We start from the raw sequence: 26,448 nt of genomic DNA, 5'->3' as shown, positions 1-26,448 counted from the left end.
TAGAGATCTTTGTATATGGGCAAAAGTAACTTTTTTCGTGAGATCTTTTGTATTATTTTTACCCGCAAATTGTTATCTGAGTGTTTATTCAAATCGAACTACCATGAAAAAAGGCGACCTGATAATTATATTTATCATCATTCTTTTTATCGGTCTTATGCTTTCTCCCTGGACGGCCGGTTCTTTCCGGTACTTAAGCTCACATTTTCCTTATTCGACAGGTTTTGTGAAATTTGCCGTATTGGCTACTATCGGCGAAATGTTGGCTATACGAATTGTATCCGGGGAATATCGAAAGCCTCACTATTTGTTTATCCGAATTTTTATTTGGGGCTTTGTCGGGATAATGATTGTATTCAATTTTGCACTTTATGAAGACGGTATACGCGGTATATTAGAGCGAGGCTTATTACCGTCGCTGAACTATTCTCCTGTATATGTGGCTTTTCTGATTGCTTCGGCAATGAATCTGACTTTTGGACCGGCTTTTATGGCAGTACATCGTATCAGTGACGCATATCTGGCCAATAAAGCAGAAGGGAAATGTGGTCTGGCTTCTGCTGTTAAACGGGTGGACTGGAATTCTTTTATGACTTTTGTCGTAGGTAAAACTATTCCCTTCTTTTGGATACCGGCTCACACCGTTACTTTCCTTTTGCCTCCTGTTTATCGTGTTTTTGTGGCTGCAATGCTTTCAATCGCTTTAGGGCTTATTTTGGCTTTTGCCACTTTACGTAAAAACAGTAAATAGAGAGGTTGCACTTTTTATTTGCCTTTGATTGTCATACAGAGATATTCGCTTTGTGTGCCGATTCTGAACTTTCCACCCCAGATCCCGATACCCGAGCTTATATAATATTGTGTTTGCCCTTTACGGTGATAGCCGTGCGATTTTTCATATATTTTCTTTGTCAGCAGGTTTCCGGGAAATATTTGCCCGTTGTGGGTATGTCCCGAAAATTGAAAATCTATATTTGCAGATTCGGCCTCGTCCAAATGATAAGGCTGATGATCCAACAGTAAAACAGGCTTTGATTTGTCTATTCCTCCTATAATATCTGCAAGGGATTTTCGATTGCGATTCATTTTATCATCCCTGCCAACAATGTAAAAAGCATTATTCACTAAAAGGGCTTCATCTTTCAATATCCTGATGTTGGTTCTTTTGAGAAAGTTTTGATGCTTGACTTCACCTCCGATATATTCATGATTGCCTAAACAGGCGTATACCCCCAACGGTGCATGAAGTTTGTTCAGCTCTTCATACATTTTATTTTTCAAAAGAGGTCTTACGCTGTTGTCTACGATATCTCCTCCTATTAAAATAATATCCGGTTTTTCTGCATTGATCATGTTCACCCATTTCTTAAGCTCTTTTTTACCAATGGTGTAACCAAGATGCAGATCGGATATTGCTACAATTTTTATCGGATTTTCCAGCGTTTTTCGGAGCTGTATCTCCAATGGTATACGTACTTTATGGTGATATTTGATGTTACCGTATATAAATATCCCGCACATTACCATTATTACAGCTAAAGTTCCCCATAAACTGTTCGATAACAAAGGCCGAACAGCCGGAATGAAGAGGCGTAAAAGATCCAAGAAGAGAAAAAGGATAATTAAATATAGCAGGATAATCAACCATGCCGTACTCAATGTATAAATGGTTTTAGAAAGCCATAGAGGCAATTTTTCTTCCCAGATAAAAAATACGAAAAGAGAGAGAAATAAAACTAATCCGATACTCAACGTTACCGTCTTTACCCAAAAAGGAAAAGGCATGATATGCCAGAAACGAAGGCCGGTATAGCTAAGGCCAAGGATAGCGGCAATAGAAAATGAGATTAAAAATATAAGCATTGTATTATTATAATATTCAATGTTCTAATCAAAAGATATTGTAATGTTTTTTTATTATCGGTGCGGAACGATTGTTAAAACGTTTGTCCTTGTTTATTCAAACAGCTTCTTTTTGACTAAAGTTTGATTATAAGGATATTCTTTTTTATTTATGAAAAGATCATTTTTATTTGGTTTATAAAATAAACCGTTTTATATTTGTATTGTGATAGAGAGATAATCAGGCCTGTATCGTATGCTGTCACAGTTAATAGTAATGAAAGGCAAACTTATAATGAATGAAGATTTTATGGACGATAAAACGATTACTCCCGAAGAGAGTCTGAAGGTCATTCAGATGATGATGCAGAAAACGCATAATAAGATAATGAAGCACTCCGGAATCCCTTCTCTGATTTGGGGTTACACTACTCTTGGTACGAGCTTGTTGGTATACTTTCTATTTCCGTCTTTAGGTTATAAAGCAAATTTTTTTTGGTTGCTAATACCTGTTCTCGGATGTTTGTTAACCATCATAATGAATCGTTGGATTACCCGTAGAGAGAAACTGCCGCATACACAGGTAGATCGCCTTTTGAGCATCGTATGGAATGTTACCGGTATCAATACCTTTCTGATCAGTTTGTGTCCTCCGTTTCAGAAAGTCATTCTTTCGCTGGTGCTTATTTTTATAGGTATGGGAATACTCATAACCGGCTTCGTATCCAGTGTGAAGGTTTTGAAGATCGGATCTCTTCTGGGTATGTTCGTGGGGTATTTATTTCTCTTTGTGCAGATGTCTTATCCTTTGTCTGTTTTGCTGTTCGGTTTTGCATTTTTTCTGATGTGTTGTGTGCCCGGTCATTATCTTGTGTATAAAGCTAAAAAGAAGTAAAGATGCTTGAGCCGCTAAATCCTCTTTTTATGTCGGAGTTACGTTTGGCAATCATGTCTATTCTGATAGCAGTGGAGGAAGCCGATTTTCTCTACATTAAAGAACAGACCGGAGCCACGGCTGGTAATATCAGCGTACAGTTAGATAAACTTTCTTCAGCCGGTTATATAGAAATAGAAAAAGGGTTTTCTGGAAAGCGAACTCGAACCACATGCCGGGTAACCGAAGAAGGAAGTAGGGCCTTTCAAGCTCATTTTGAGGTGCTTAAAACGTATTTCGATACCGGAAGCAAGTAGATATACTAAATCTTCAATTTTATGAAAAGATATATTCAGAAAAGCCTTTTATGGCTCTTCTTTACCCTTTTTATCCTTTTTTCGAGCTTCGCACAATTGGAGATTACGGGCAAAATAACCGACGAACACGGTAAGCCTGTACATTTTGCCAATGTACGAGTTCCCGGTTCATTTGATGGTTCGTCTTCTGACAGTTTGGGTAAATTTCTTTTCGTTACAAACCGAAGTTTGCCTTTGACACTTATAGCTTCGCATCTGAATTACAGGGCCGATACATTGGTCTTATCCCGGGAAAGTGCTTGCAAGAGCATATTTTTCAAACTGAGAGAATTGCCGTCACATCGTCTGCAGGAAGTGGTGGTTAGCGTGTCGGCTTTCAGTGTCGGTTCCGTGCATACGCGTACGGCCTTGAAAGCTATGGATATTTACACCAATCCTTCCGGCAATGGCGATTTGGGGATGGGAATGCGTCAGATACCGGGTTTGCAGGATGTGGGAGATCGCGAGGGATTTTTTGTGCGTGGAGGTGATGCTGCCGAAACAGTTGTCGTTATTGATGGTGTCCGGGTTTCGAATTTCTTTGGGCAATCCAATCCCGACAACCCGGCGCGTTCTCGTTTCCCCGCCGGCTTATTCAGCGGTATGTCTTTGGTTACCGGCGGTTTTGGCGTATCGGACGGTGGAGCTTTGAGCGGATTGCTCAAGTTGAATCTCTCGGGAGCATCTCCCTCATTTTGGAATGTTGGTATCTCTCCGCTTTTCGTTAACGGCGGAGGCGGTTGGCAGAGCCGCTCCGGAAAAATCTATTTAGAGCAACAGCTTAGTTATACCAATTCTGCTTATGTTGCTCTGTTTCTTAAACCGGAGTTTCGTCTAAACGGTACAAACTGCTCCGTGGCATCTGTTTCCCGTGTTTATTGGCAATCTGCGGAGAAAGATGTTGTAAAGGCTTTGTTTATGTATAATAGAGAGGAGCAGGGCTCCTTCCATCTCTCACCCGATGCACCGGACAGGACAGTCTACCGGGGTGACGATAATTATGTTTTTGGCATGTTTAACTGGCTCCGCCGTTTTACCCCTTACAGTTCTTTGGAATTTTCAGGTGGTTACAGTTTCAATGACAGCCGCTTGGGAGAGTCGTTTCGGGAAAAATCTTTATTCGATAATTCTTTACATAACCATTATTTGCAGGCACATGTCAAAATGCAACATAATTTGCCGGGCATTCGTTATGTCTACGGTCTCGATTATCTGTATTCCAAGGTTGATCTGTCTTTCATCTACAAGCAACGTCCGCTGAACCTGAAAGTACGTTTGCCCGAATTGGCAGCCTATGCCGAGGTTTCTTCTCCGGCTTGGCATAATGGTTTTATCAGTGCCGGTTTGCGCACCGAATATTCACCCGGACATGCTATGCAATGGCTTCCGCGCATCTCATTGACACAGAAGATCTTTCCTCGACATACGATTACGTTCGATACCGGTTTGTATGCAGCTTTCGGTGATTATCTCCGTTATGGTGTGGAGCCTGAGAAGAGGGAAAAGGTTGCACAGTACAATCTGACTTATGAGTGGCGTCCGGGTAATTTCCAGATTCTCCGTTTGCAGGTGTATGACAAGGAATACCGCCGTTTACATTTTTTATCCGATGCTGGACAAGTGTTGCATACGGGTAAGGGATATGCGCGTGGTGTGGATTTCTTTTGGAAAGGTGGAGGTTTGATCAAGAATATGGAACATTGGGTCAGTTATTCTTTTACCGATGCCCAGCGTACCTTATTTTTTTCTTCTTTACAAGAGCAGCCGGGGTTTGTGGCTCGTCATACCGGTTCTTTGGTTCTGAAATATTGGTGGAGCCGGCTATCCTCTCTGTTTAATGTATCGTTTACCTACCGAAGCGGTATGAAATATCACAACCCGAATCTCCGGAACGGTTCGTACATGAATGAGGAAACGCCTTCGAACCTCAATATGAGTGCATCGTACAATTACCCGTTTAAGCGTGGCCGAGTGAACGGAGTGCTGGTTTTAAGCGCACACAATCTGTTTAATTCTAATCCCACTTACGGCTATCGTTATTCTCAAAGCCCTCAAAACGGTGTTTACAATGCTGTGCGCATTACGTCGCCATACAAACAGTTTTATATGGTGGCGCTCTTTCTCAATATCGGTGTAGACCGTAGAAATGAAATTATGAATACTAACTTAAAAATCAATAACCGATGAAAACGTGCAGATTAATAGTTTTGCTCATGGGCATTGCGCTCATGGCGGCAATGACGGCTAAAGCTCAAGACAGTCGAGAGTATAAAAAGATAATGAATGCTAAAGTAGAGGCACTCGAAGTCGCTCCACTTTCCGGCTTTCTTGATTTGGCTGCCGATTTCGAACGGATTGCTGAAAATCCCGAATCAGATTGGATAGCAGCCTACTATTCGGCCTATTGTCGTATCGTTTACGCTTTACGCACTCCGGCAAAAGCAGACGAACTGTGTGAAGAAGCAGATCTGATGTTGAAAAAGTCAGAAGAGAAAAATGGAGACCATAGTGAAATAGCTTGCCTGCGTAACATGAGCGCCACGGCACGTATGATGGTGGATCCTCAAAGCAGGTGGGAGAGATGGGGAGCTGAAGCGGAGAAACAACTGCAAACGGCTATGGCAATTAACCCCGTGAATCCACGTGCTTTTTTGCTTAAAGCTCAGAGTTTGATGTATACACCTGCTCAGTTCGGTGGAGGTATAGACAAAGCCCTTCCTTATATGAAGAAGTGTTTAGAGCTATTCGGACAGGAGGAGAGTGTATCTGGTTATGTACCTCATTGGGGTGCAGAGATGGCAAAAAAACTGTTTTCCGAATATCTATCCAAAGATCCGCAGGATTAAATCCCGGGATGGGGGTGTGTCAAAACTCCATTCTCCCTAAATCAACTATCATTTGTAAAGAATAATCGCTATCAAAGAGCTAAAAACTCAATGATAGCGATTGTTTTATTTGATTAGAAAGGGTAGTAACTATCGATATGAAAGGAAACTTCTCCCAATTCCATGTTTTGACACAACCCCTTCTATCCTTTTTTGTTTCCTTTCGGAAAGATCAATTATAAAGACTTTTGATCAAATATTTAAATAGATTCCGAGAAAGTCTTTAAGGAGAGTAAAAATCCATCAGGCAAAGAAAAAAAATCCAAGTTAAATTCGTTTAAAATCCGTCAGGCAAAGAATTTTTAACCATCAGGCAGAGAATTTTTGTTTTATACGTCAAGTTGATTTTGTTTTGATTTTTCGGAATGAGAGAGGATGCAAGCACCGTTTGTATTTTTGGTTTTCCACGGTTGATACCAAAATTTGCATAGATGTAAAATGATAGGATATATTTGTGATTATAGGATTATTTATTTAATTTTGTCCCCGCAATAAAGGTCGCCCGGATGGTGGAATGGTAGACACGAAGGACTTAAAATCCTTTGGCCAATTGCGGCTGTGCGGGTTCAAGTCCCGCTCCGGGTACTCAAAGAAAGCTGTAGCAAAAATCGGAAGACGAAGCTACGGCTTTTTTATTTGTGTAAAAGCAAGATAGCTCCCGGGTTTCAAGTCGATTTCGTTTTATCCGATGACCTATAGGATTCTTAATTTTTTCTTTTTTAAAGGATATGCAAAGGCTCGTTCCGATTTTGAAAGTATTGTGTATTTCAAAATAAAGCGCTACATTTGCCACGCAAAAGAGAAGAGTCCCTTTTCTCAAAAGCACAACGGTGTGGTAGTTCAGCTGGTTAGAATACCTGCCTGTCACGCAGGGGGTCGCGGGTTCGAGTCCCGTCCATACCGCCGGAGGCCTAAGACAAAAGGCGAAGAAAGCAAGACAAGCCCTTCAAATTCACTGAATTTGAAGGGCTTTTTCTATATATTTTGTCTTAGTCGAAAGTCGAGCCTAAGACAAAAAACGACAAAATAGAAATCCTAAATTGTATCCTCTACCTCAAAAATATGATGAAGTAGAGTATCGAAGTGAAGGAGGGACAGTTTCTTCGAATTTGACAGCATGATATATTGATTGGGCAATATGCATAGGCTTCCCACTACCTTCAATATATTGAACCATAGCTTTTTGATAATATCGAGCATAAAGTCGATAAACAGGCGACAGTCGGGCGTACCGGTTTGCGGTTCTTTGTTTTATTTTAGGTTCTTCATTGCATTCATTAATGTTGTATAAATCTCGCTTGGTTTGCTATTATGCCAATCTGTGTTGGACTTATTCTCAGAAGCTTTATTAATAACTTTTTCATATAGCCACCAGATGTTACCAAAAGGGTCTTTTAATCGCGCCAATTTTAGCCCATTGTAAAAGTGCTCAATTCTGTAACAATTTCGGCTTTTTCGGCTTTGGCTTTGTCGAGAATTTGCTGTGCATTATCGACATAAATTTGCAGAAATGCAGGTGTAAAAGGCCAGTCGCTTTTTGAGTCTGCCAATAGAATCATTGAATCTCCAATTTGGATTTCTGCGTGAATCAGTGTCCCATCTCTATCAGGAGTTCTTACTTGTTTGTTTTCCTTCCCATCAAATACCTTTTCAACAAAATCTATAAACTTAGTGGCACCTCCTTTTATAATTACGAAAGGATTTACTTTATTGTAATGAGGAGTTCCCTGTTCTTTTCTTTCCATAATTGATTTTTTATTCTGTTATTTAATTTAATTCGCAAATGTCGATTTTCTTATAATAACCGCTAATGACGTTGGATTGCGATTATTACAGGGCTTGGCAATACTTTTTCTGGCCGTGGTTTGGGTTGTGTATATAATTTTGCTTTGTGCAGAGTTACAATTTTTTTCGAAAATATCCTTGATTGTCGTATTTACAGTGAAGAGGTATGAGCATTGGATAAGAAAATGAAAAAATAAGGACGATAATATTTATCTTTGGGCAGTTGGGATAAAGAAAATTATACTTTATTCGGACTTATCTCGTATTTTTGTTTGCAGAACAACATACTTTAGGTGAAACGCAAGATTTCCATATTATCCATTGCAGTATCGGTGTTCGTGTTGCTGACGCTCGCAATTCTGCCACACCATCATCACGGAGGTTTGGCTTGTCCTGTTATGGAATTTTGCAAACAGGACAATGCGTATAACGACGTTCACACCCATCATCACATACCGGTTGGACAAGACGGAGACTCCTGCATCATTGAAAATGGATTTATCGTAACGCCTTCCGGCGTTCAAATGAAAAACAGGGATTTTTCCTGTAAAACGGATAAACACAATTATATCTACGTTCTCGTCGGATATTTGTTTGATTTTTGGACAGATGATTTCCTGAACGATGTCGGCCCCGGCGAGTATATTTCTTTCTACAAATCTGCCGAAACCTACCGGTTTCAGGGTCTACGTGCCCCTCCTGTCATTTTTTCTGAAATACAGGCTTAAATAAGGTCTGTATGTTTTGTGAGTATGTATCAAATATCCTTTGATACAGAAGAGAAGGGTATATCCTATACCCATAAATCTATGGGATAACTATAAAAAATGACAAGATGAAAAAGCACATAATAGCCGTATTTACCATTGCGTCCGTACTGCTGACAGGGTGTAATTCAAAACAAAATAAAGAGACTCATTTATTGGAAAATAACCATGAACACATTCATGAAGAGAGTCTTGGCCAAAATCGTGATCATGACCATAATCATGATCATACAGGAGAAACAGATCATAATCACTTGCACCCCGGAGATGAAAAGAAAGATAGCGCTCACGAAGATGAAATTCATTTCACAAGGGAACAAGCCGATTTGGCAGGATTAACCACAGAAAGCATAACCCCCGGTATATTTCGGCATGTTATAAAAACAAGCGGACGCATTTTAGCATCGCAGGGCGATGAAGTGGTAGTTGCCGCTACGGCAAACGGAATCGTATCGTTTGCCGATCCTTCGATTACGGATGGAACTCCGGTCAAGGCCGGTCAACCTATTGTGACTATCTCTGCGAGGAAATTGCCGGAGGGAGATCCGAATACAAAGGTCAGAATAGAATACGAAACTGCTCTGAAAGAATATCAGCGAGCAGAAAGCCTCGTGAAAGACCGTATCGTGTCGGCAAAAGATTTCGAGCAGATAAAACAGCGCTACGAAACGGCTAAAACTATTTATCAGGCACAGGCATCCAACATTACTAAAAGCGGTGTAAACGTCGTTTCTCCTATTGGTGGATATATAAAAAACAGATTAGTGGCTCAGGGAGAATACGTATCGGTAGGGCAACCTGTTGCTACGGTTTCTCAAAACAAACGTTTGCAGCTAAGGGCTGAAGTTTCGGAAAATCATTACAAAATGCTTAAGAATATTAACACAGCCAACTTTAAGCTTGCATACGACGATTATACGGTTTACAAACTTTCTGACTTGAACGGTCGGCTATTATCGTTTGGGAAAACTGCCGATCAGCAATCTTTTTACATTCCTGTCACATTTGAGTTTGATAACGTCGGAGATATTATTCCGGGTGTTTTTGCTGAAATCTTTTTATTGGCAAACCCGCAAAACGATGTTATTTCCGTTCCTATATCTTCCGTGACGGAGGAGCAGGGGCTGAACTTCGTCTATTTGCAACTGGATGAAGAAGGGTATAAGAAGCAGGAGGTTTCTCTTGGTCAGAGCAATGGAGAAAGAGTCCAAATCCTGTCTGGGTTAAAGGTCGGAGATAAGATTGTTACCAAAGGAGTGTACCAAATCAAGCTGGCGGCGATTTCTTCCGTTATGCCTGAGGGGCACAGTCATTAATCTTATACCTCATAGTTATGTTAAATAAGATTATAAGGTTTTCGCTGAACAATCGTCTGGTTGTTTTGGTGGCTTCCGTTTTGCTGATGATAGCCGGTATTTATACAGCTGCAAAGATGGAAGTGGATGTGTTTCCCGACTTGAATGCTCCGACCGTTGTGGTGATGACGGAGGCTACGGGCATGGCACCCGAAGAAGTGGAACGTCTGGTAACTTTTCCGGTCGAAACGGCCTTGAACGGGGCAACGGATGTGAGACGCGTTCGTTCATCTTCGACAACGGGATTCTCTATTGTTTGGGTGGAGTTCGATTGGGGAACTGATGTTTACCGTGCCCGCCAGATCGTATCGGAAAAATTAGCCGTGGTAAAGGATGCTTTGCCAAAAAATGTCGGTAATCCCACACTGGGTCCTCAGTCTTCTATTTTAGGAGAATTGATGATTATAGGGCTTACGTCCGATACGACTTCATTGCAGGAACTTCGAACGCTGGCCGACTGGAGGATACGCCCGCGTCTGCTTTCGACCGGAGGGGTAGCGCAAGTTACAGTGCTTGGAGGAGAGATTAAAGAGTATCAGATTCTGCTCAATCCTGAAAAAATGAAACACTACGGAATAGGACTGAACGAAGTAAGAACCGTAGTACAGGATATGAACCGGAATGCAGCCGGAGGAGTGCTGTATGAATACGGAAATGAGTACATCATCCGGGGGCTTCTTTCTACAAATAAACCCTCTGAACTGGGTAAAGCCGTTGTTAAAACGATAAACGATGTTCCCGTACTGATAGAAAATATCGCAGATGTGCAAATCGGAAATAAGGCGCCCAAACTGGGTATCGCCTCCAATGATGCTAAACCTGCGGTGTTGATAACGGTAACGAAGCAACCGGCTTCCAGTACATTGGATTTGACGAAAAAGCTGGATGCTTCTCTTGTTGAACTGAGACAGACTCTTCCGCCGGATGTGAAAGTTTCCACAGACATTTTCCGGCAATCTCGTTTTATTGAAAGCTCCATCAATAATGTAAAAGAATGTTTATACGAAGGAGGGATTTTCGTCGTTATAGTCCTGTTCCTCTTTTTGATGAATGTGCGAACAACGGTAATTTCCCTTGTGACCATTCCTCTTGCGCTGATTTGCTCCATCTTGACACTCAAGCTCATGGGTTTGACCATCAATACGATGAGTTTGGGCGGGATGGCGATTGCCATCGGTTCTTTGGTGGACGATGCTATTGTGGATGTCGAGAATGTGTTCAACCGTTTACGGGAAAACAGGAAGAAACCCAAAGAAGAGCAGAAAACGATTATGGAAACGGTCTTCGAAGCTTCAAAAGAAGTACGTATGCCCATTCTCAATTCCACTCTGATTATTATTGCAAGTTTTGTGCCCTTATTCTTTCTTTCAGGTATGGAAGGGCGTATGCTTGTACCTCTGGGGATTGCCTTTATTGTAGCTCTTGTTGCATCTACTTTGGTTGCACTGACTCTTACACCTGTTTTATGCAGTTATCTGCTCGGTAAACCTGTGAGAAATGATAAAACAGACAGGGAGCCTTATTTGGTCAGACGGTTGAAAGATATTTATGCAAAGGCTTTGGCCTGGGTATTGACGCATAAGAAATGGGCACTTGGCGTAACGGGTTTGGTTCTGATCTTTGCCATTGCCGTGTTTTTCTCCCTCGGACGCAGTTTCCTGCCATCTTTCAATGAAGGTTCGTTTACGATCAATATAAGCACGCTTCCCGGCATTTCTTTGGAAGAATCGGATAAAATGGGGCGGATTGCAGAAGAAATTCTTTTGTCTGTTCCCGAAATACAGACTGTGGGTCGTAAAACCGGACGTGCCGAACTCGACGAACATGCTTTGGGTGTCAATGTTTCGGAAATCGAAGCCCCATTTGTACTTGGTAAACGTTCTAAAGATGAGTTATTGAAAGAAGTTCGGGAAAAGCTGAAAGTGCTGCCGGGGGTAAATATAGAGATCGGACAACCGATTTCGCACCGTATTGATGCAATGCTTTCCGGCACAAGAGCGAATATTGCCATCAAATTGTTTGGCACAGACCTCGGCAATATGTTTGCCATAGGGAATAAGATCAAAACAGCCATCGAGCACATCGAAGGTATTGCCGATCTGAATGTGGAGCAGCAGATAGAACGGCCGCAGCTGAAGATCGTACCCAAACGGGAGGTATTGGCAAAATACGGTGTAACGTTACCCGAATTTGCAGAGATTGTTAACGTAATGCTGGCCGGGGAAATTGTTTCGCAAGTCTATGAAGGTAATCGATCTTTCGATCTTACGCTGAAAGTCAATGATGCAAGCCGTGAAACGATGGATAGAATTAAAGACTTGATCGTCGATGCCAATGGAAGAAAAATACCCTTGAGCAATATTGCACAAATTGTTTCTTCGACAGGACCCAATACGATTAACCGGGAAAATGTAATGCGTAAGATTGTCGTTTCGGCCAATGTGGCGGGACGAGATTTAAGAGGTGTGGTCAATGATATTCAGCAGACGGTGAGAAATGAAATTTCTTTGCCGGAGGGTTATCATATCGAGTACGATGGCCAGTTCGAGAGCGAACAGGCTGCGTCGCGTACATTGTTTATCACTTCCATATTTTCCATACTGGTCATATTCCTGTTGCTGTTCAATCAGTTAAGGAGCATAACCCAATCGGTGGTGATTATGCTGAATCTTCCGTTGGCCCTCATCGGTGGCGTTTTTGCTATTTCCTTTACTGGGTGTATTCTTAGTATTCCGGCCATTATCGGTTTTATATCGCTCTTCGGCATAGCTACACGGAACGGTATGTTGCTTATTTCGAGATATAACGACTTGCAGAGCGAAGAAGGATTGTCCGTGCAGGACAGTGTTATGCGCGGTTCTCTGGATCGGTTGAACCCGATTCTGATGACGGCACTGACTTCCGGACTCGCTTTAATTCCGCTTGCATTAGGTGGAGATTTGCCGGGAAATGAAATACAAAGTCCCATGGCAAAGGTTATTCTCGGAGGACTTTTGACTTCTACCTTCCTGAATGGTTTTATTATTCCCATCATGTATCTTTTGACCGCACGCAGAGCCAATATGGCAAAGACTGAAAAGATAAACGAATAAAGACAAAAAATGAGAACAATCATAATCTGTATAATAACAATACTGACAAATCTTTCGATTTTTGCTCAGAATGATATAAACTCCGTATTGCATTCGATTGAGGAAAACAATACGACATTAAAGATGCTTCGAAAAAACTTCGAAGCTCAGAAGCTGGAAAACAAAACCGGCATAACGCTTTCCGATCCCGAAGTCGGCGTTGGCTATATGTGGAGAAGTCCTCGGGAAAAAGGTAATCGTACCAATTTCAGTGTTTCCCAGTCATTTGATATTGCCACAATTACCGGGATGAAGAGCAGGCTGGCTGACAGCAAAAACAGTTTGATAGACTGGCAATACCGTTCGGATCGGATGAATATATTGCTGGAGGCAAAACTTTATTGCATAGAGCTGGTATACTGTAATGCTTTGAAAAAAGAGTTGACCACTCGTTTACAGCATGCCGTACTCATAGCAGAAGGGTATAAGGAAGGGCTGGAAAAGGGTAGTACCAACATTTTGGAGTACAACAAGGTAAAACTTAACCTCTCCATGGTTCAGGGCGAAATGTTGCGCATAGAGGTCGAACGCCGGGCATTGCTCTCTCAGCTGAAAAGATTGAACGGCGGAGTCGATATTGTTTTCGATGGTTCGCAGTATACATTGTGTGATTTCCCTGCGGATTTTGATGAATGGTATTTACAGATAGAAGGGAAAAATCCGGCATTGGCGTACGCCGGACAGGAGATAGAAGTCAGTAAAAGGCTGCTCTCGCTCAGTAAAGCAAATGGGTTACCTGCGTTTTCGGCCGGTTATATGAGTGAAAAAGAGGCTGGAGAGCGTTCCCATGGTATTTCTTTGGGTATATCGCTTCCTCTTTGGGCGAATAAAAACCGTGTCAAACAGGCAAAAGCAGTTGTCCGGACAGCTGAATTGAAGACAATTGACACCAAACAGCAATATTACAGCCGGCTTAAAATTTTATATGAACGTGCCCGAGGGTTGAAGGATACAGCCGAGAGCTATCGTAGAACGCTTGTGGATGTAAACAGCACACAACTGCTAAAGAAAGCGCTTGATGCCGGGCACATTTCCCTTTTGGATTATATCCTGGAGATAGGGTTGTATTACGACACGGTTAACCGAACTCTGGAAGCCGAAAGAGACTTTCAAAAGGCTTTTGCCGAATTCTCCTCCGTTGAATTATAGCTTCTTATCTCTTTTTCTTTTCTTGAATTTGCTTTAAATAAGTACATTCGTTACAAAATCTAATTGCAAATTGAATTCACGCAACCCGGACGGGTTGCGACAACGTTATGGCGTTTCCATCGTAGGCAGTGAAGTAATTGAATTCACGCAACCCGGACGGGTTGCGACAATGGACAAACTGGTTTGCGGAGGTGTAACTCAAATTTCAATTCACGCAACCCGGACGGGTTGCGACGTATCCTCGACTTATATAAAGACACGGAATAATGGCATTTCAATTCACGCAACCCGGACGGGTTGCGACTTAATATAGACGATATCGATTTGTTTTGCGATTTTATTTCAATTCACGCAACCCGGACGGGTTGCGACGCGATACTGGCCAGCGCCGAAGTCGACACCATCATTTCAATTCACGCAACCCGGACGGGTTGCGACACACCAGAAGCCTCTTCTGGCACAAAGATTTCACATATTTCAATTCACGCAACCCGGACGGGTTGCGACCATAGCCGGGTATCTAAGTACGGATGGAATAAGTATTTCAATTCACGCAACCCGGACGGGTTGCGACAGCACATCACGGTCATCGAGCACAAACGTAAGATATTTCAATTCACGCAACCCGGACGGGTTGCGACCAGCCAGCGAAATTGCGTGCCGGCATCATTGACCTATTTCAATTCACGCAACCCGGACGGGTTGCGACGTTCATCGCTGGCAGCAACAACCCCCCGCCATCAGGATTTCAATTCACGCAACCCGGACGGGTTGCGACTGTTTTCGTAGTGCCCGGCACAGAGGATGGGTAAATTTCAATTCACGCAACCCGGACGGGTTGCGACATAACTCTCCCATGTATGCCCCTGGGGCAAAGTAATCATTTCAATTCACGCAACCCGGACGGGTTGCGACCTGATACAAACAAAGTCGTGGAAGAGTTTGGAAGATTTCAATTCACGCAACCCGGACGGGTTGCGACGTTTCTGAGGCTATTTCGATTTTAGATAGATTTTTATTTCAATTCACGCAACCCGGACGGGTTGCGACGCGCGTAACATAGCTGTAACGCCCGTGTCCTTAAGTATTTCAATTCACGCAACCCGGACGGGTTGCGACTGTAAGTATGTAAATATATATTATTTATAGGACATATAGAGAGGTAAAATGCGAATATCTAAATATTTCAAAGAACGCACTTCTATAATTTTGACAAATTCGATCTAATCTACTGGTAATGAAGAGATGCGAAAGGGGTGTGCTTTTACTGTGTACTTGAGGTTCGCAGAGCGATTATATAATTAATTCTCCTTCTAACTCGAAAGAAGTAACTCGACCGTAAAAAAGGATTTGATTACGATAATTTTTGCCAAGTTGATAAATCCGTAAACTATCAAGCTCTTCATCTATAGTATTAAGAAGAGCTTGCCTCATTAAGATAAATTGAGTGGGATCGACTAAGCACTCAAAAACAGAATTTTGAACTCGTTGTCCATAGTTTTGACAGATACGTGCAACTTGACGAAGGCGTTTAGCTCCTGAAGGACTTGAGGTGCAGACATCATAAGTAATAAGTAAATACATGATTTATTGGATTAAGAAAACCGGATACTCATCAAGATCTCCTCTGAGATGACGGGCTAATAATTGTGCTTGTATATATGGAAGTAAACCAACAGGTGTTTTTTCACCTAAGAAGGGATGTGTAATCTCATCTTTTTTTCGTTTTTGCCAAAGTGTTATGAGGGTTTTGCGAGTTTCTTCTTTAAGTATAATACTATTTTCTCCTTGGGGTAAGAAATCTTGGGGTGATATTTGTCTTTTATTGATGACTGACAGTACAAATCGGTCTACAAGGTAGGCTCTCAATTCTTCCATTAAGTCAAGAGCGAGGCTTGGCCGACCGGGTCTATCGACATGTAGAAAACCGACAAAAGGATCTAAACCGACGCTTTCCAAGGCTGCACGTACATCATGGGCTAACAAGGTGTAGAAGAATGAGAGCAGGGCATTAACCATATCTTTCGGAGGGCGTTTATATCGCCCGTTGAAAGAAAATTCATTATTGAGGAGGAGATGAGCAAAAACGGAAAAATACAGTTTAGCCGAATGTCCTTCTACTCCCATAACTGATTTACGATCTGTAATTGCAGAAAGTTTTTTTTGTTCAGATTTTAATTCTTCAATAACATCTTTGATCTCGTGATAAACAAGTTCACTTGGTTGATGATCTCGAACGTAACGAGCTAAAACAGCCCGGTGATTAGCAATTTTCCCTGCAATAAAAATGGAGGCAATATGGGATGAACATACTTCATCATCGGCAATACGATATTGTGTACGTCTAAGTAAAACATTTCCCTTGATACCACCTTCCAGACTACCTATATACCTGCCTGTTGGAGAAAGGAAGGTTAGTTTAACCCCATTCTGTACGCATAGATGCATTACCCCGGGTGAGGCACCCACGCGAGAGAATGAGATAATGCTCTCAATATTATGAATAGGGATACGCATTGCTTCTGTATTGTTGATTCGTACAACTACATTTTCACCGTCCTTTTGCAAGTAGGCGTCAGGGGTGAGGATGTAAAGAGTGTTGAGTAGACGTCTCATGGGGTAAATAGTTTATTACGTTTCAAATAAGAGGAGGTAGAGCCTTTTTGATTCATTTTGGGGAGACACTGATTTATAAGAGAGCAGGAACGGCATTTGCCCGAATAAACAGCCGGGATGGTTTCCTTATTGGCGAATACTTCATGCATACGTTCTGTTGTTTCGATAAGTTCGGAGCGGAGATACTGATCGAAGATGACTTGCTCCCGATGGCGGATCTCTCCATAAAACAGATAACCGAAAGGAATATGCACGCTATATGTTTCCTCCAGACAAGCAGCTTCTGCACACAGCTGGAGTCGATCTGCATTATGCCTCTTTGGCCGACCTTTTTTATACTCAACAGGAATAATATCCCAATGACCCGGATATTTGGGATGGGTAAATGAAGGGCCATCGGATACCGATGCAGGGTGTAGTTCCACTGCATCGGACAATCCGTATAGACCAAGTTCATACGAAACTAAAGAAACAGAACGAAGAGTTACTATATTACCTCGTCGCTCACTCTGTTCGGGCTTATTAACTCGCTGATGTAATATTTGTCCGAGAATAGTAAGTTCGTTCTCATCCCAAAGCTGCTCGATATGTATTAGGGACCATTGTCTCGGACAAAATACAAAGTGTTGTAAACCTGAAAGCATCAGTAGTTCATCGTCTGTATACCTGATCTTCATAGGCTATGAAAATTAAAGTTTTTCTATAATTTCTATACCTTTTGTTTTATAGTATTCTTCAAACTTGTCCCAGTCAACGGTGATGGTGTAGTCTTCGAAGGATCTTGCCGGTTTTTCTGGGGTTTTATTTTCAATTTTTATAAGATCAAAAAGTTTATGTGCGGGGGCATTGCCCAACTTGCTTGGATGTTTGAAAATAATAAGACGACGAGAAGACATCAGACCTCTGGCTGCGGATCTATCTGTTTCGAACATATTTTCCAATGCTTCCCAAAACAGTTCAAGATCAGCTTCCGTGAATCCGGTATTTTCAGCAAAGGCCGGAGTTACAAATCCATAACAACAATACAAACCGTAGGGAACAGTGTATTTCGTTCCCATAGCCTGATTGGCTACGTTACCGTCTTCCCCTTCTTTTGCCTTATCTGCTTCTTTTTTATTTGTTTTAGCCATTCTGGTAATGCTGTGTTCGTGTTCGAAAATCGGGTCGATACTGCGAGAAAAGGTCATTTGTATAGCTCCTCGCACCTGGCCTGCTTTAGCTGAGTTTTCGCCTGTAGACATTACCGCGCCGAAAGTACGTACATCGTAGTAGTGATGACACATGGAGGCTTGATTAGCTTTTTCTTTTTCTTCTCCTTTAAGTTTTTTCCCCTCGGGATGCGATTCCACTTCTATTGCATTTTCTTTAAGTGTATCATTCAGCAATGAACCTTGACGAATGAAGAGTTTATGCGTGTTTTGTATATCGGCCTCTTGTTCCTGAGCCCAAAGCTCTATGTAGTTACGCACTTTACGTTTGAGACATACATCTGTAACGAGTCCATGTCCGGTTTCTATATCCGTTCTCGGTGTATTGCCACCATCGGGATCTCCATTCGGATTGCCATCAATTACATCGTAAAGAAAGATGAACTCATAACGATTGCTAATAATTTTGTTATTCATAATAATTAAAATTTATAAGTTGTATTAAAGTTTATTCATTCATTTTCATTGTCAGAAAGATCCGTATTTGTCGTACTTGTTTCAACAATGTCGGTTTCTTTTTGAGGTCGATTCCACAACTCTACTCTTTGGTGATAGTAGCCATTGCCGAATGTAGTTTGCTGATCTAAGGAAAATCTTTGAGGGAATCCTGTACCGGAGCACGGGATAAGTAGTTGGATACTTTCAATTTCTTTGGCCATTTTAAAGGCCAACCCCTTTTTGTTTGTCCGGAGTTTTTTTAAATGTTTCATATTCAGTCTTCTTAGTTTTGGGAAGACTGCTGTGGGTGTAAGAGAGGCTTGAGAGAAGTAACGATCTGTGATAGATGAATTTACTTCACCAAGTGCTTGTCGTTGAGTATATTCATACAGGGCAAATAGCCGTCCTGCAAGATACCCCACGTCTGTTTGAGTTTTGTCTAAACCTGTTTGCATAATTGTAGTCTTATTTAAATGACGGTTTTTTCTATTGTTGTAGGCTTTTAGTATAGCGGCTCTCATTTCTGTTACATTGCGTTCTCTTCTGTTTCTTTCAAGACACATTTGTTGTACGAGAGCAGGGTAGGGTTTGTTTTTCACAATACTTTCTATAATGCCTTCGAGAAGACTTCCGGGCATTTTTTCTATTTTTTTCCCTTTAGGTTTTAGGGAATGGAGAATTCCGTATAGAGATTTCGGAAGTGCAGAATTTTCAATATTTCCATCCCATTGGATTATATTGAGATCTTCTAAATGTATAAGAGCATTCTGTACTATCTCCGAGATAGAACCTTCTGCCCAAAATTTTACTGCTATGCGTCCTGAATTCGGCATTAAACCTAACATAAAGAAGCGCCCTTCATCTTCGAAGTTCCTACTGGCACCGGAAGCGCTTATATACATTTTCATGGCATATAGGAGCTCTTCTGCATCCTTTTCCGGGTTTGCTGTGTCATCATCATCATTTTCTTCTTCGGAATTGTTATCCTGATTTTTTTCTGTGTAGAATGCCAGTTTTCTATAATTTTTGATGAAATTCGGATCTTGCAGGCTGCTCCAGAACACATAAACGGTGTTCCCAATACGCATGCTTGTATCTCCTCCTTTTCTCAATAATTCTTTCAAAGCAGATCCGATGGCGTCCGAAGCCTCAAATGAAATTGGTGCATTAAATCCTTGGATCCTTCCATAGGAGTCAAAACCGCATCCCTTTTGAATACCTATAAAGGGGGCATTATCTCGTCCTATTGCAATCTTTTCGTGAGTTATCGCCACCGGTCTTGAGGGAGCCCCTGTTACCAGGCATCTCATATTTGTATCTTCCTTTCCGTTGCTTTTATTGACAGGATTAACAAAATCCTGTATTATTGGTAGCGATGCGACCTGTACGAGGTTTTCCTCTATGCAGAATGTGATACGCCCACCTTTAGACTCTTGTATATTCTGAATGTATTTATGTTCTCTTGCTTTGAGATATTCCTTTTTTTTGTAAAAAAGTTTTACTGCATTGATTTCATCTGATTCGGGAAGAGAATATATCTTTTTTTGAAAAGCATCGAATTGTTTAGTAAAATTTTCTTTGTCACTTTTTTCATCTGTTTTTGGAATACCGAGCAGATATCCGCAGTGATCCCATAACGTTTGTGCCTCTATTTTGCTTGTACGTGCATTATCCTTCGGTATAAGAAATTCTTTGTTGTCAGTATATTCTATGCGTACAAAAGTTCCATCTAATTTGATAATTATCAAGAAAGGAACTGTTTTCCATTCCATACCGGGGGGTGGAACTCTTCTTCCTTCATCACCAAGAGATTCCTGATAAGAACTTAGGTTCCAATAATAATTGTATAAAGCTTGTAATATCATTTCAGTATTAGAGTGCTTTTAGGTGAAGGTACTTCTATTACTCCATGCTGCATTTCTACATTAAAAAACATTGGCTGTGGAGCTTTTGGATTATTCTTGAAGTCCAGGTCATAAAGCATGAAACCTAAACTGCGAGTATCATCGATACCTTGCTCATATACGGCATCGGGTTCGTATTCGAAGTGACAGGTGAATTCTCTGCAACCAAGGTAAGGTTGAGCGAAACATTGGCCAAGGGATGCCCTGCGCTCAAACATTTCCTGATATTTTTTTGGTGTTTCGCATTCGGGTTTTTCAACCTTTTTCTGCTCATTGGCACTGCGTTCGGAAATTGGTTTGAAAATCAGTTTGGCAAATATGCGATAACATACATCTTGTAAAATATATGCCGTTCGCTGAGTGCGATTATTCCCAACAGTGATAGGCCCACTTTTAAGGCTCATTACACTGGCTACCTCGTTACGTCTCACGGAGGTTTTTTTTATAGGATTAATTACTTCGATTCGCGTAATTTCCCAGTCGAAGGCGGGCTTCCAGAAAATCGCCTGAAAAATATTACGTGCAGCCGACGGTGTTATTACATCATAACTTACACGTTCGACTTTCATTTCCGGTCGTGTGAAACAGGCGTAGTTGCCCCACACTTTAATGCAATACTCTTTGTCAAAATATTCCATATTGTTTTATTTATATTATTTGAGGATTTTCCTGATAATGGTTTTCATCAACAACTCCTGTTTCTGAACTGTAGCTTTTATCATCAATAAGAATGAAAACAGGATCTTTTTCTTCACCCCAGAATTTTATAGCCGAAACACTGCCTCTGAAGAGCAAATGGAGTAAATCTTTTTCGTGTATTTCTACTTTTAACCTTTGAAGATATCGAACTTCGGATCTCGATAACCATTCGTTCCGCTCTATTTTTTTTATGATTTCTGCACCTGAAATAGAATATGGAACAAAAATATCGAAAGCCCCCTTTTCATCGATAAGTTTGAATTTTTCCTGTACACTTTCGAAGTTAAATCCAAGAATCTTTACTTTATCGTTATCCCAAAGATCTTTTTTGATTTCAGCAGTATCGAAACTGCTTACTTTTTGGAAGAGATAGCGATAGTAGTTTTTTATCGATTCCGGGTTGTTGATACTGAATCCATTTTGGTTTATGGTGGTTGCTGTAGCACTCAATACTGGATCTATTTTTTTTGAGAAGTATTGTGAGCTGTCGCTTATTAAGCTAAATACATAAACATGTCCTTTACTCGGTAATTTCCCTTCTCTGTTACATCTTCCCCCGGCTTGAATGATTGAATCCAAACCTGTAGAGGCACGGTATACAACTGGAAAATCAAGATCGACCCCGGCCTCAATGAGCTGGGTACTGATTACTTTGGTTGGCTTTCCCTCTTTTATCCGGCTTATTATCGTTTTAATTTTTTCTTGAAGATGCAGAGAGCACATTTTGCGTGAGAGATGGATCAGTTCGCAATTTTCTTGTTGCTCTTTCTTTTTGAGTGTTTGATAGATATTATATGCATCCTTGCGTGTATTTACAATACAGAGAACAGATTCATGTACAGTCAGCCGATTGGCTAATTCTTCACATGTGTATTCACCTTCATCCAAGTGATATTCTACTTGGTTGAAAAGACTAAAGAACTTTTTATCATATGGAACTACATCGGTAATCGGAGTTGCTTCGATAGTATGGAATGTTTGTTTTCTACTCATGAATGTAAACTTTTCGTTAAATACCGGCTGCGTGGCGGTACATAAAAGAGTTTGAGTGCCGAATCTGCGATAAAGACTCTCAATAGAGCAAAGCATGGGGGCGAGATGCCGTAATGGAAAAACTTGGCATTCATCAAAAATTAAAACGGAATTGGCTATCGAGTGTATTTTACGAGATCTTGATGGTTTGTTTGTGAACAGAGATTCGAAGAATTGAACATTCGTGGTAATGATTATTGGTACATTTTGCCAGTTTTCGGCCAATAGCTTTAGGCGATCATACTCTTCTTCCTCTTCTTTTGCGGTAAAAGTCTTTTTCCCTTCCTTTTGTTTTTGTAACAGATTGAAATTTTGTTCCAGATTGACATCGGAGTGATGCTCTAAAATATATTCCGGGCCGAAAATATCTCTTAAAATTTGACTTGTTTGAGTAATAATGCTGGTATAAGGGAGAACTATAAAAATACGTTCCAGTTGATGTCTTTCTGCTGTTTCAAGTGCCCAAGCTATAGATGAAAGCGTTTTACCTCCTCCGGTAGGCAGGTGTAAAGAGTAGATGCCTTTCGAACAAGTTTTCCCGTGTATTCTACACTGAGACAGGAAGCCGGCACGAGCTTTATTGATTTCTGTGTCTGCCACAAAAGAATCTGTTTTCTTTTGAAGCATGATTTTGAATTTAGCCCAAAGTTCTTGTGATTTTTCTTGCCGAAGGTTTTGTCTTTTCATACCTTTTTCCCGATTCATAAATAATTCTGTATCTAATGAATCGGCATCTACAAGGCACGAGAAAAGCATACGGATAGTCAGCTGTAAGTCTTTGTATCCTTTTTTATTGTTTAATATTTTCTCTAATTCTTGTTGTATATCATCGGGTAGAGAAGGTATGTTATGGAGTATTGATTTGATCTCTCTGTAAGATTGCATTTCTCTGCATGTTTTGAGCCGATCGTTAAGAGTTTTGTAGTCATAGAGGCCTCTATGATGTGAGGCAATACAGTAGCAAGCTACTTTGCCAAGTTTTTTGGGTAGCACTTCTTGAGCATGTAGGGCCCCGGTGGCACTATGTCGAACAGATACAGGTGTACCCGTTTCTATACCGGCAGCTCTTTTAAGGTATTTTTGCCACTCTTTCTGGTATTTGCCAAGGTCGTGCCATTTGCCAAGAATACCTGCAAAGTCGCCCCATTCTTTGCCAAGAGCAGAGGAGGCAAAGTTTTTTGCCAAATCGGAAACTCCGTTTTCATGCTCAAGCATTGTCTGTTGGCTTAAATCTTTACCGATGTGTGCCAGATATTTTTGTGTATTAGTGTTATTCATTAAGAGAAAAATGTTATTCTGTCTATTTTGATGCAAATATAAAAATAAATTTTCAACTTCATGCTTAATTAGTAATTAACATTGATTAGCATTTTTATTTTCATAGTTTAAAATCTGTTAGGTTTTTAGCCAATGATCACTAACTTTGATTTTTAGAGAGGCATTATGATAAGCTCTCTTGAATTGAAATATGCTTTAATTCAGTATTTATTCTGAATGTCTGGGGGCTGTGTCAAAATTCATTTTTGACGCAACCCCTTTCATGTGCGTCAGAATCCCTAAAGTACAAGATGATAAGACTGAGGCTCAAGGGAGCGTACCAAAGTATGTGACCGAAGCCGAATGTCGCAAGCAACGTAGTAATTTGCGCATGATGACACACCGTCATTTTTTTTCGTAAGTTTTTATTCTTTATTCGTGTGTGCAAAAAAGAGGTTTTATTTTTCTTATTATAAAATTGTGATAAATACGTTCTAATGTATTGTTAACTGTCTTTTAGGCTTAATTGGGATATTAATCGGTCAGAATGTCAGTTGAAGATTTACTCTTGCATGTGTGGCACTTTGTTTGTAATAAAAGATTTCAAAAACAACCAAAATATTTTCAAAAACAATGAGTAAACAAGGTAACATTGGGGTTTCAAGTGAAAACATATTCCCTATTATCAAGAAGTTTCTTTACAGCGATCATGATATTTTCCTTCGTGAGCTTATATCCAATGCGGTAGATGCCACGCAAAAACTTAAAACCATGGCAACCAGAGGCGAAGTAAAAGGAGATATCGGCACTCCGAAAGTCACTGTGAGCTTCGACCCGAAAACAAAGACCATTACGGTGAGCGACGAGGGTATCGGTATGACGGAGGATGAAGTCGAACGCTACATCAATCAGATCGCTTTCTCAAGTGCAGAAGAGTTTTTAGATAAATATAAAGACAACGGAGCCTCTATTATCGGTCATTTCGGTTTGGGTTTCTACTCTGCATTTATGGTTTCGGAGCGTGTGGATGTTATTACCAAATCATACCGGGAAGATGCTCCTGCCGTAAAATGGAGCTGCGACGGTTCGCCTCAGTATACCATAGAACCTGCAGAGCGCAGTGTCAGAGGCACGGATATTATACTTCACATAGACGAAGAAAACAAGGATTTCCTCAACAAAGAACGATTGGAGGGTTTGCTCAATAAGTATTGCAAGTTTCTCACCGTGCCTGTTATTTTCGGTAAAAAACAGGAATGGAAAGATGGCAAATACGTGGATACCGACGAGGATAACCAGATAAATAATACCAACCCAGCCTGGACTAAAAAACCGGGCGATTTGAAGGATGAAGACTACAAAGCGTTCTACCGTGAACTCTATCCCATGAGCATGGAAGAGCCTCTTTTCTGGATACATCTCAACGTAGACTATCCATTCAATCTTACGGGTATTTTGTACTTCCCCCGCATTAAGAATCAGCTCGACCTGCAGCGTAATAAAATTCAGCTCTATTGCAATCAGGTGTTCGTAACGGAAGAAGTGGAAGGTATCGTACCCGAATATCTCACCTTGTTGCACGGTGTGATAGATTCGCCCGATATTCCTCTAAACGTGTCTCGTTCATACCTGCAAAGCGATAGCAATGTTAAGAAAATTTCCAGCCACATTACAAAGAAAGTAGCAGATCGTCTGGAGGAATTATTCAAAAATGAGCGTTCGATTTTTGAGGAAAAATGGGAGAGCCTGAAAATATTCATTCAATACGGTATGCTCAGTGATGAGAAATTTTACGACCGTGCCAATAAATTCTGCCTGCTTACCGATATCGATGATAAGAAATATACGTGGGAAGAGTACCGTACTTTAATTGAAGGAGAACAGACTGATAAAGACGGACAGGTGGTTTACCTTTATGCCACAGAAAAAAACAGCCAGTACAACTATATAAAGAAAGCGTTGGACAAAGGCTACAGTGTGCTCATGATGGATAGCCCGTTCGATGTGCATGCCATCAGCCAGATGGAGCAGAAAAATGAGAAAACTCGCTTTGTTCGAGTAGATAGCGATTCGATTAACCGTCTCATCGTTAAAGAAGATGCCGGTAAGGTTACACTGACTGCAGAAGAGCAGGATACATTGAAACAGATTTTTAACGGTCGTCTGCCCAAAGACGAGAAAAGAATCTATCAGGTTGCTTTTGAATCCATGGGAGCCGATGCCGATGCGGTACTTGTAACTCAGGGCGAATTTATGCGTCGTATGCAGGATATGGCCAAGATGCAGCCGGGAATGGGATTTTACGGTCAAATGCCCGAAAGCCACAATCTTGTGCTCAACACAGATCATTCTCTTATCAGCCGGATATTAAACGATGAAAAAGCTGTTTTAGAGGAACAGCTGATCGATATACGCAAAACATTGGCAGAGCGTACAGCTGAGGTGACTAAACTCCGTGAGGCGCAAAATGCTAAAAAAGCCGATGAGGTAACAGAAGAAGAGCGTAATACGCTGAGTGATGCAGCTGCTTCTCAGGCTGAAACAGAGGGAGAGCTTAATAAAAAGCTGCAACAGTTTGGGGCGGAAAACGATTTGGTCGGCCAGCTCGTAGACTTGGCTATGTTGGGTAGCGGTTTATTGACGGGCGAAGCCTTGGCGCAATTTATCCATCGCAGTCAACAGTTGCTGAAATAGGACTTCCCGTTTAGTTATTTTTAAGTAAGATAATAAAAAGAATTGCCCGGCCGCCTTCCCATGCGGTTCGGGCAATTTTTTATTGAAGAGGCAAGGAATTCGGATGACTGTTTTATTTCCGCGTATATATTCTCGTTCATTTCATTTCGACACGTATTAAAATTCTCTGCCTGATGCTTGAAAATTCTTTGCCTGACGGATTTTCAACGAAGTTAACTTGGATTTTTTTTCTTTGCCTGATGGATTTTGAACCATCAGGCAGAGAATTTTGAACTTCTTAAGATTGAGCAAAAACAGTATTTTTGATGCATAAAAAGTAGAGAGTCGAAATTCGGTTTTTGTCCTTATTTTGAGAGAAAATGAATATGAAAAACAAACATAAATATTGTTTTATCCAATAAAATATTATTCATATTCCGGAGTAGAAAACACTATAATTTTACTTTCTATTTATCC

General features: G+C 41.0%; 19 protein-coding genes, 2 tRNA genes and 1 CRISPR repeat array. Of the genes, 12 read left to right on the top strand and 9 right to left on the bottom strand.

All coding sequences use genetic code 11. The annotated features are described in order from the left end of the window. Nucleotides 1–103: 103 nt before the first annotated feature. Complete coding sequence (locus tag A3GI_RS0107245) at nt 104–751, top strand: hypothetical protein (RefSeq protein WP_018360791.1); 648 nt, start codon at nt 104–106, stop codon at nt 749–751. Between the two features lie 14 nt (nt 752–765). Here the strand turns inward: A3GI_RS0107245 and A3GI_RS0107240 are convergent, their stop codons facing one another. After that, nucleotides 766–1,863: a metallophosphoesterase gene (locus tag A3GI_RS0107240; protein ID WP_018360790.1), complete on the bottom strand. Its 1,098-nt coding sequence runs from the start codon at nt 1,861–1,863 to the stop codon at nt 766–768. A 274-nt stretch (nt 1,864–2,137) separates the two neighbouring features. Between A3GI_RS0107240 and A3GI_RS0107235 the strand changes: the two genes are divergently transcribed. From A3GI_RS0107235 to A3GI_RS0107210, 6 genes are all read left to right on the top strand, one after another. Further along, a complete protein-coding gene (locus A3GI_RS0107235; protein WP_238319954.1) occupies nt 2,138–2,737 on the top strand; it encodes a hypothetical protein in 600 nt (199 codons plus the stop codon). A gap of 2 nt (nt 2,738–2,739) precedes the next feature. Then, a complete protein-coding gene (locus tag A3GI_RS0107230; RefSeq protein WP_018360788.1) occupies nt 2,740–3,033 on the top strand; it encodes a winged helix-turn-helix domain-containing protein in 294 nt (97 codons plus the stop codon). 21 nt (nt 3,034–3,054) lie between these two features. Continuing rightward, a complete protein-coding gene (locus A3GI_RS0107225; RefSeq protein WP_018360787.1) occupies nt 3,055–5,259 on the top strand; it encodes a TonB-dependent receptor plug domain-containing protein in 2,205 nt (734 codons plus the stop codon). After that, nucleotides 5,256–5,918, top strand: coding sequence for a hypothetical protein (locus A3GI_RS0107220; RefSeq protein ID WP_018360786.1), 663 nt, complete (start codon nt 5,256–5,258; stop codon nt 5,916–5,918). Before A3GI_RS0107225 ends, A3GI_RS0107220 begins: the two co-directional genes overlap by 4 nt. Before the next feature lie 539 nt (nt 5,919–6,457). Then, nucleotides 6,458–6,542 (top strand) — tRNA-Leu (locus A3GI_RS0107215). A 244-nt stretch (nt 6,543–6,786) separates the two neighbouring features. Next, nucleotides 6,787–6,860, top strand: a tRNA-Asp gene (locus A3GI_RS0107210). Between the two features lie 506 nt (nt 6,861–7,366). Here A3GI_RS0107210 and A3GI_RS10855 read toward each other — a convergent pair. Further along, nucleotides 7,367–7,702 carry a VOC family protein gene (locus A3GI_RS10855; protein ID WP_018360784.1) on the bottom strand — a complete coding sequence of 112 codons (336 nt, stop codon included), beginning with the start codon at nt 7,700–7,702 and terminating at the stop codon, nt 7,367–7,369. A 333-nt stretch (nt 7,703–8,035) separates the two neighbouring features. Between A3GI_RS10855 and A3GI_RS11255 the strand changes: the two genes are divergently transcribed. The 4 genes from A3GI_RS11255 to A3GI_RS0107185 all read left to right on the top strand — a co-directional run bounded on the left by A3GI_RS11255 (nt 8,036) and on the right by A3GI_RS0107185 (nt 14,144). Continuing rightward, complete coding sequence (locus A3GI_RS11255) at nt 8,036–8,470, top strand: DUF6769 family protein (RefSeq protein ID WP_018360783.1); 435 nt, start codon at nt 8,036–8,038, stop codon at nt 8,468–8,470. A gap of 107 nt (nt 8,471–8,577) precedes the next feature. Next, nucleotides 8,578–9,825 (top strand): efflux RND transporter periplasmic adaptor subunit, encoded by a 1,248-nt coding sequence (locus A3GI_RS0107195; RefSeq protein ID WP_018360782.1) that lies wholly within the window; start codon nt 8,578–8,580, stop codon nt 9,823–9,825. Between the two features lie 17 nt (nt 9,826–9,842). Then, nucleotides 9,843–12,956 carry an efflux RND transporter permease subunit gene (locus tag A3GI_RS0107190; protein ID WP_018360781.1) on the top strand — a complete coding sequence of 1,038 codons (3,114 nt, stop codon included), beginning with the start codon at nt 9,843–9,845 and terminating at the stop codon, nt 12,954–12,956. Between the two features lie 9 nt (nt 12,957–12,965). After that, nucleotides 12,966–14,144 (top strand): TolC family protein, encoded by a 1,179-nt coding sequence (locus A3GI_RS0107185; protein ID WP_018360780.1) that lies wholly within the window; start codon nt 12,966–12,968, stop codon nt 14,142–14,144. A gap of 68 nt (nt 14,145–14,212) precedes the next feature. After that, a CRISPR array of direct repeats spans nt 14,213–15,263; the repeat unit is 33 nt; unit sequence ATTTCAATTCACGCAACCCGGACGGGTTGCGAC. A gap of 174 nt (nt 15,264–15,437) precedes the next feature. On the opposite strand, the gene cas2 is transcribed toward A3GI_RS0107185, so the two are convergent. From cas2 to cas3, 7 genes are read right to left on the bottom strand one after another with little or no spacing between them, the layout of a single operon-like run. After that, a complete protein-coding gene (cas2, locus tag A3GI_RS11480) occupies nt 15,438–15,728 on the bottom strand; it encodes a CRISPR-associated endonuclease Cas2 (RefSeq protein ID WP_026215997.1) in 291 nt (96 codons plus the stop codon). Between the two features lie 3 nt (nt 15,729–15,731). Further along, nucleotides 15,732–16,760: a type I-C CRISPR-associated endonuclease Cas1c gene (gene cas1c / locus A3GI_RS0107175; protein WP_018360778.1), complete on the bottom strand. Its 1,029-nt coding sequence runs from the start codon at nt 16,758–16,760 to the stop codon at nt 15,732–15,734. Next, entirely contained in the window at nt 16,757–17,437 is a 681-nt protein-coding gene (gene cas4 / locus A3GI_RS0107170) for a CRISPR-associated protein Cas4 (RefSeq protein ID WP_018360777.1), read from the bottom strand. Before cas4 ends, cas1c begins: the two co-directional genes overlap by 4 nt. A 12-nt stretch (nt 17,438–17,449) precedes the next feature. Next, nucleotides 17,450–18,385, bottom strand: coding sequence for a type I-C CRISPR-associated protein Cas7/Csd2 (gene cas7c / locus A3GI_RS0107165; RefSeq protein WP_018360776.1), 936 nt, complete (start codon nt 18,383–18,385; stop codon nt 17,450–17,452). A gap of 35 nt (nt 18,386–18,420) precedes the next feature. Further along, entirely contained in the window at nt 18,421–20,271 is a 1,851-nt protein-coding gene (gene cas8c / locus A3GI_RS0107160; protein WP_018360775.1) for a type I-C CRISPR-associated protein Cas8c/Csd1, read from the bottom strand. Beyond that, nucleotides 20,268–20,948 carry a type I-C CRISPR-associated protein Cas5c gene (gene cas5c / locus A3GI_RS0107155; protein WP_018360774.1) on the bottom strand — a complete coding sequence of 227 codons (681 nt, stop codon included), beginning with the start codon at nt 20,946–20,948 and terminating at the stop codon, nt 20,268–20,270. The genes cas8c and cas5c overlap by 4 nt, the downstream gene beginning before the upstream one ends. Nucleotides 20,949–20,958: 10 nt before the next feature. Continuing rightward, nucleotides 20,959–23,256: a CRISPR-associated helicase Cas3' gene (cas3, locus tag A3GI_RS0107150; RefSeq protein ID WP_169333229.1), complete on the bottom strand. Its 2,298-nt coding sequence runs from the start codon at nt 23,254–23,256 to the stop codon at nt 20,959–20,961. 675 nt (nt 23,257–23,931) lie between these two features. Here cas3 and htpG point away from each other — a divergent pair. After that, on the top strand, nt 23,932–25,992 hold the full coding sequence (gene htpG, locus A3GI_RS0107145; RefSeq protein WP_018360772.1) for a molecular chaperone HtpG: 2,061 nt from the start codon (nt 23,932–23,934) through the stop codon (nt 25,990–25,992). Nucleotides 25,993–26,448: the final 456 nt, after the last annotated feature.

It is taken from the genome of Porphyromonas macacae DSM 20710 = JCM 13914 (assembly GCF_000379945.1).
GTDB lineage: Bacteria > Bacteroidota > Bacteroidia > Bacteroidales > Porphyromonadaceae > Porphyromonas > Porphyromonas macacae.
The sequence above is the reverse complement of the archived record's forward strand: the minus strand, read 5'-3'. Positions and strand labels throughout refer to the sequence as shown.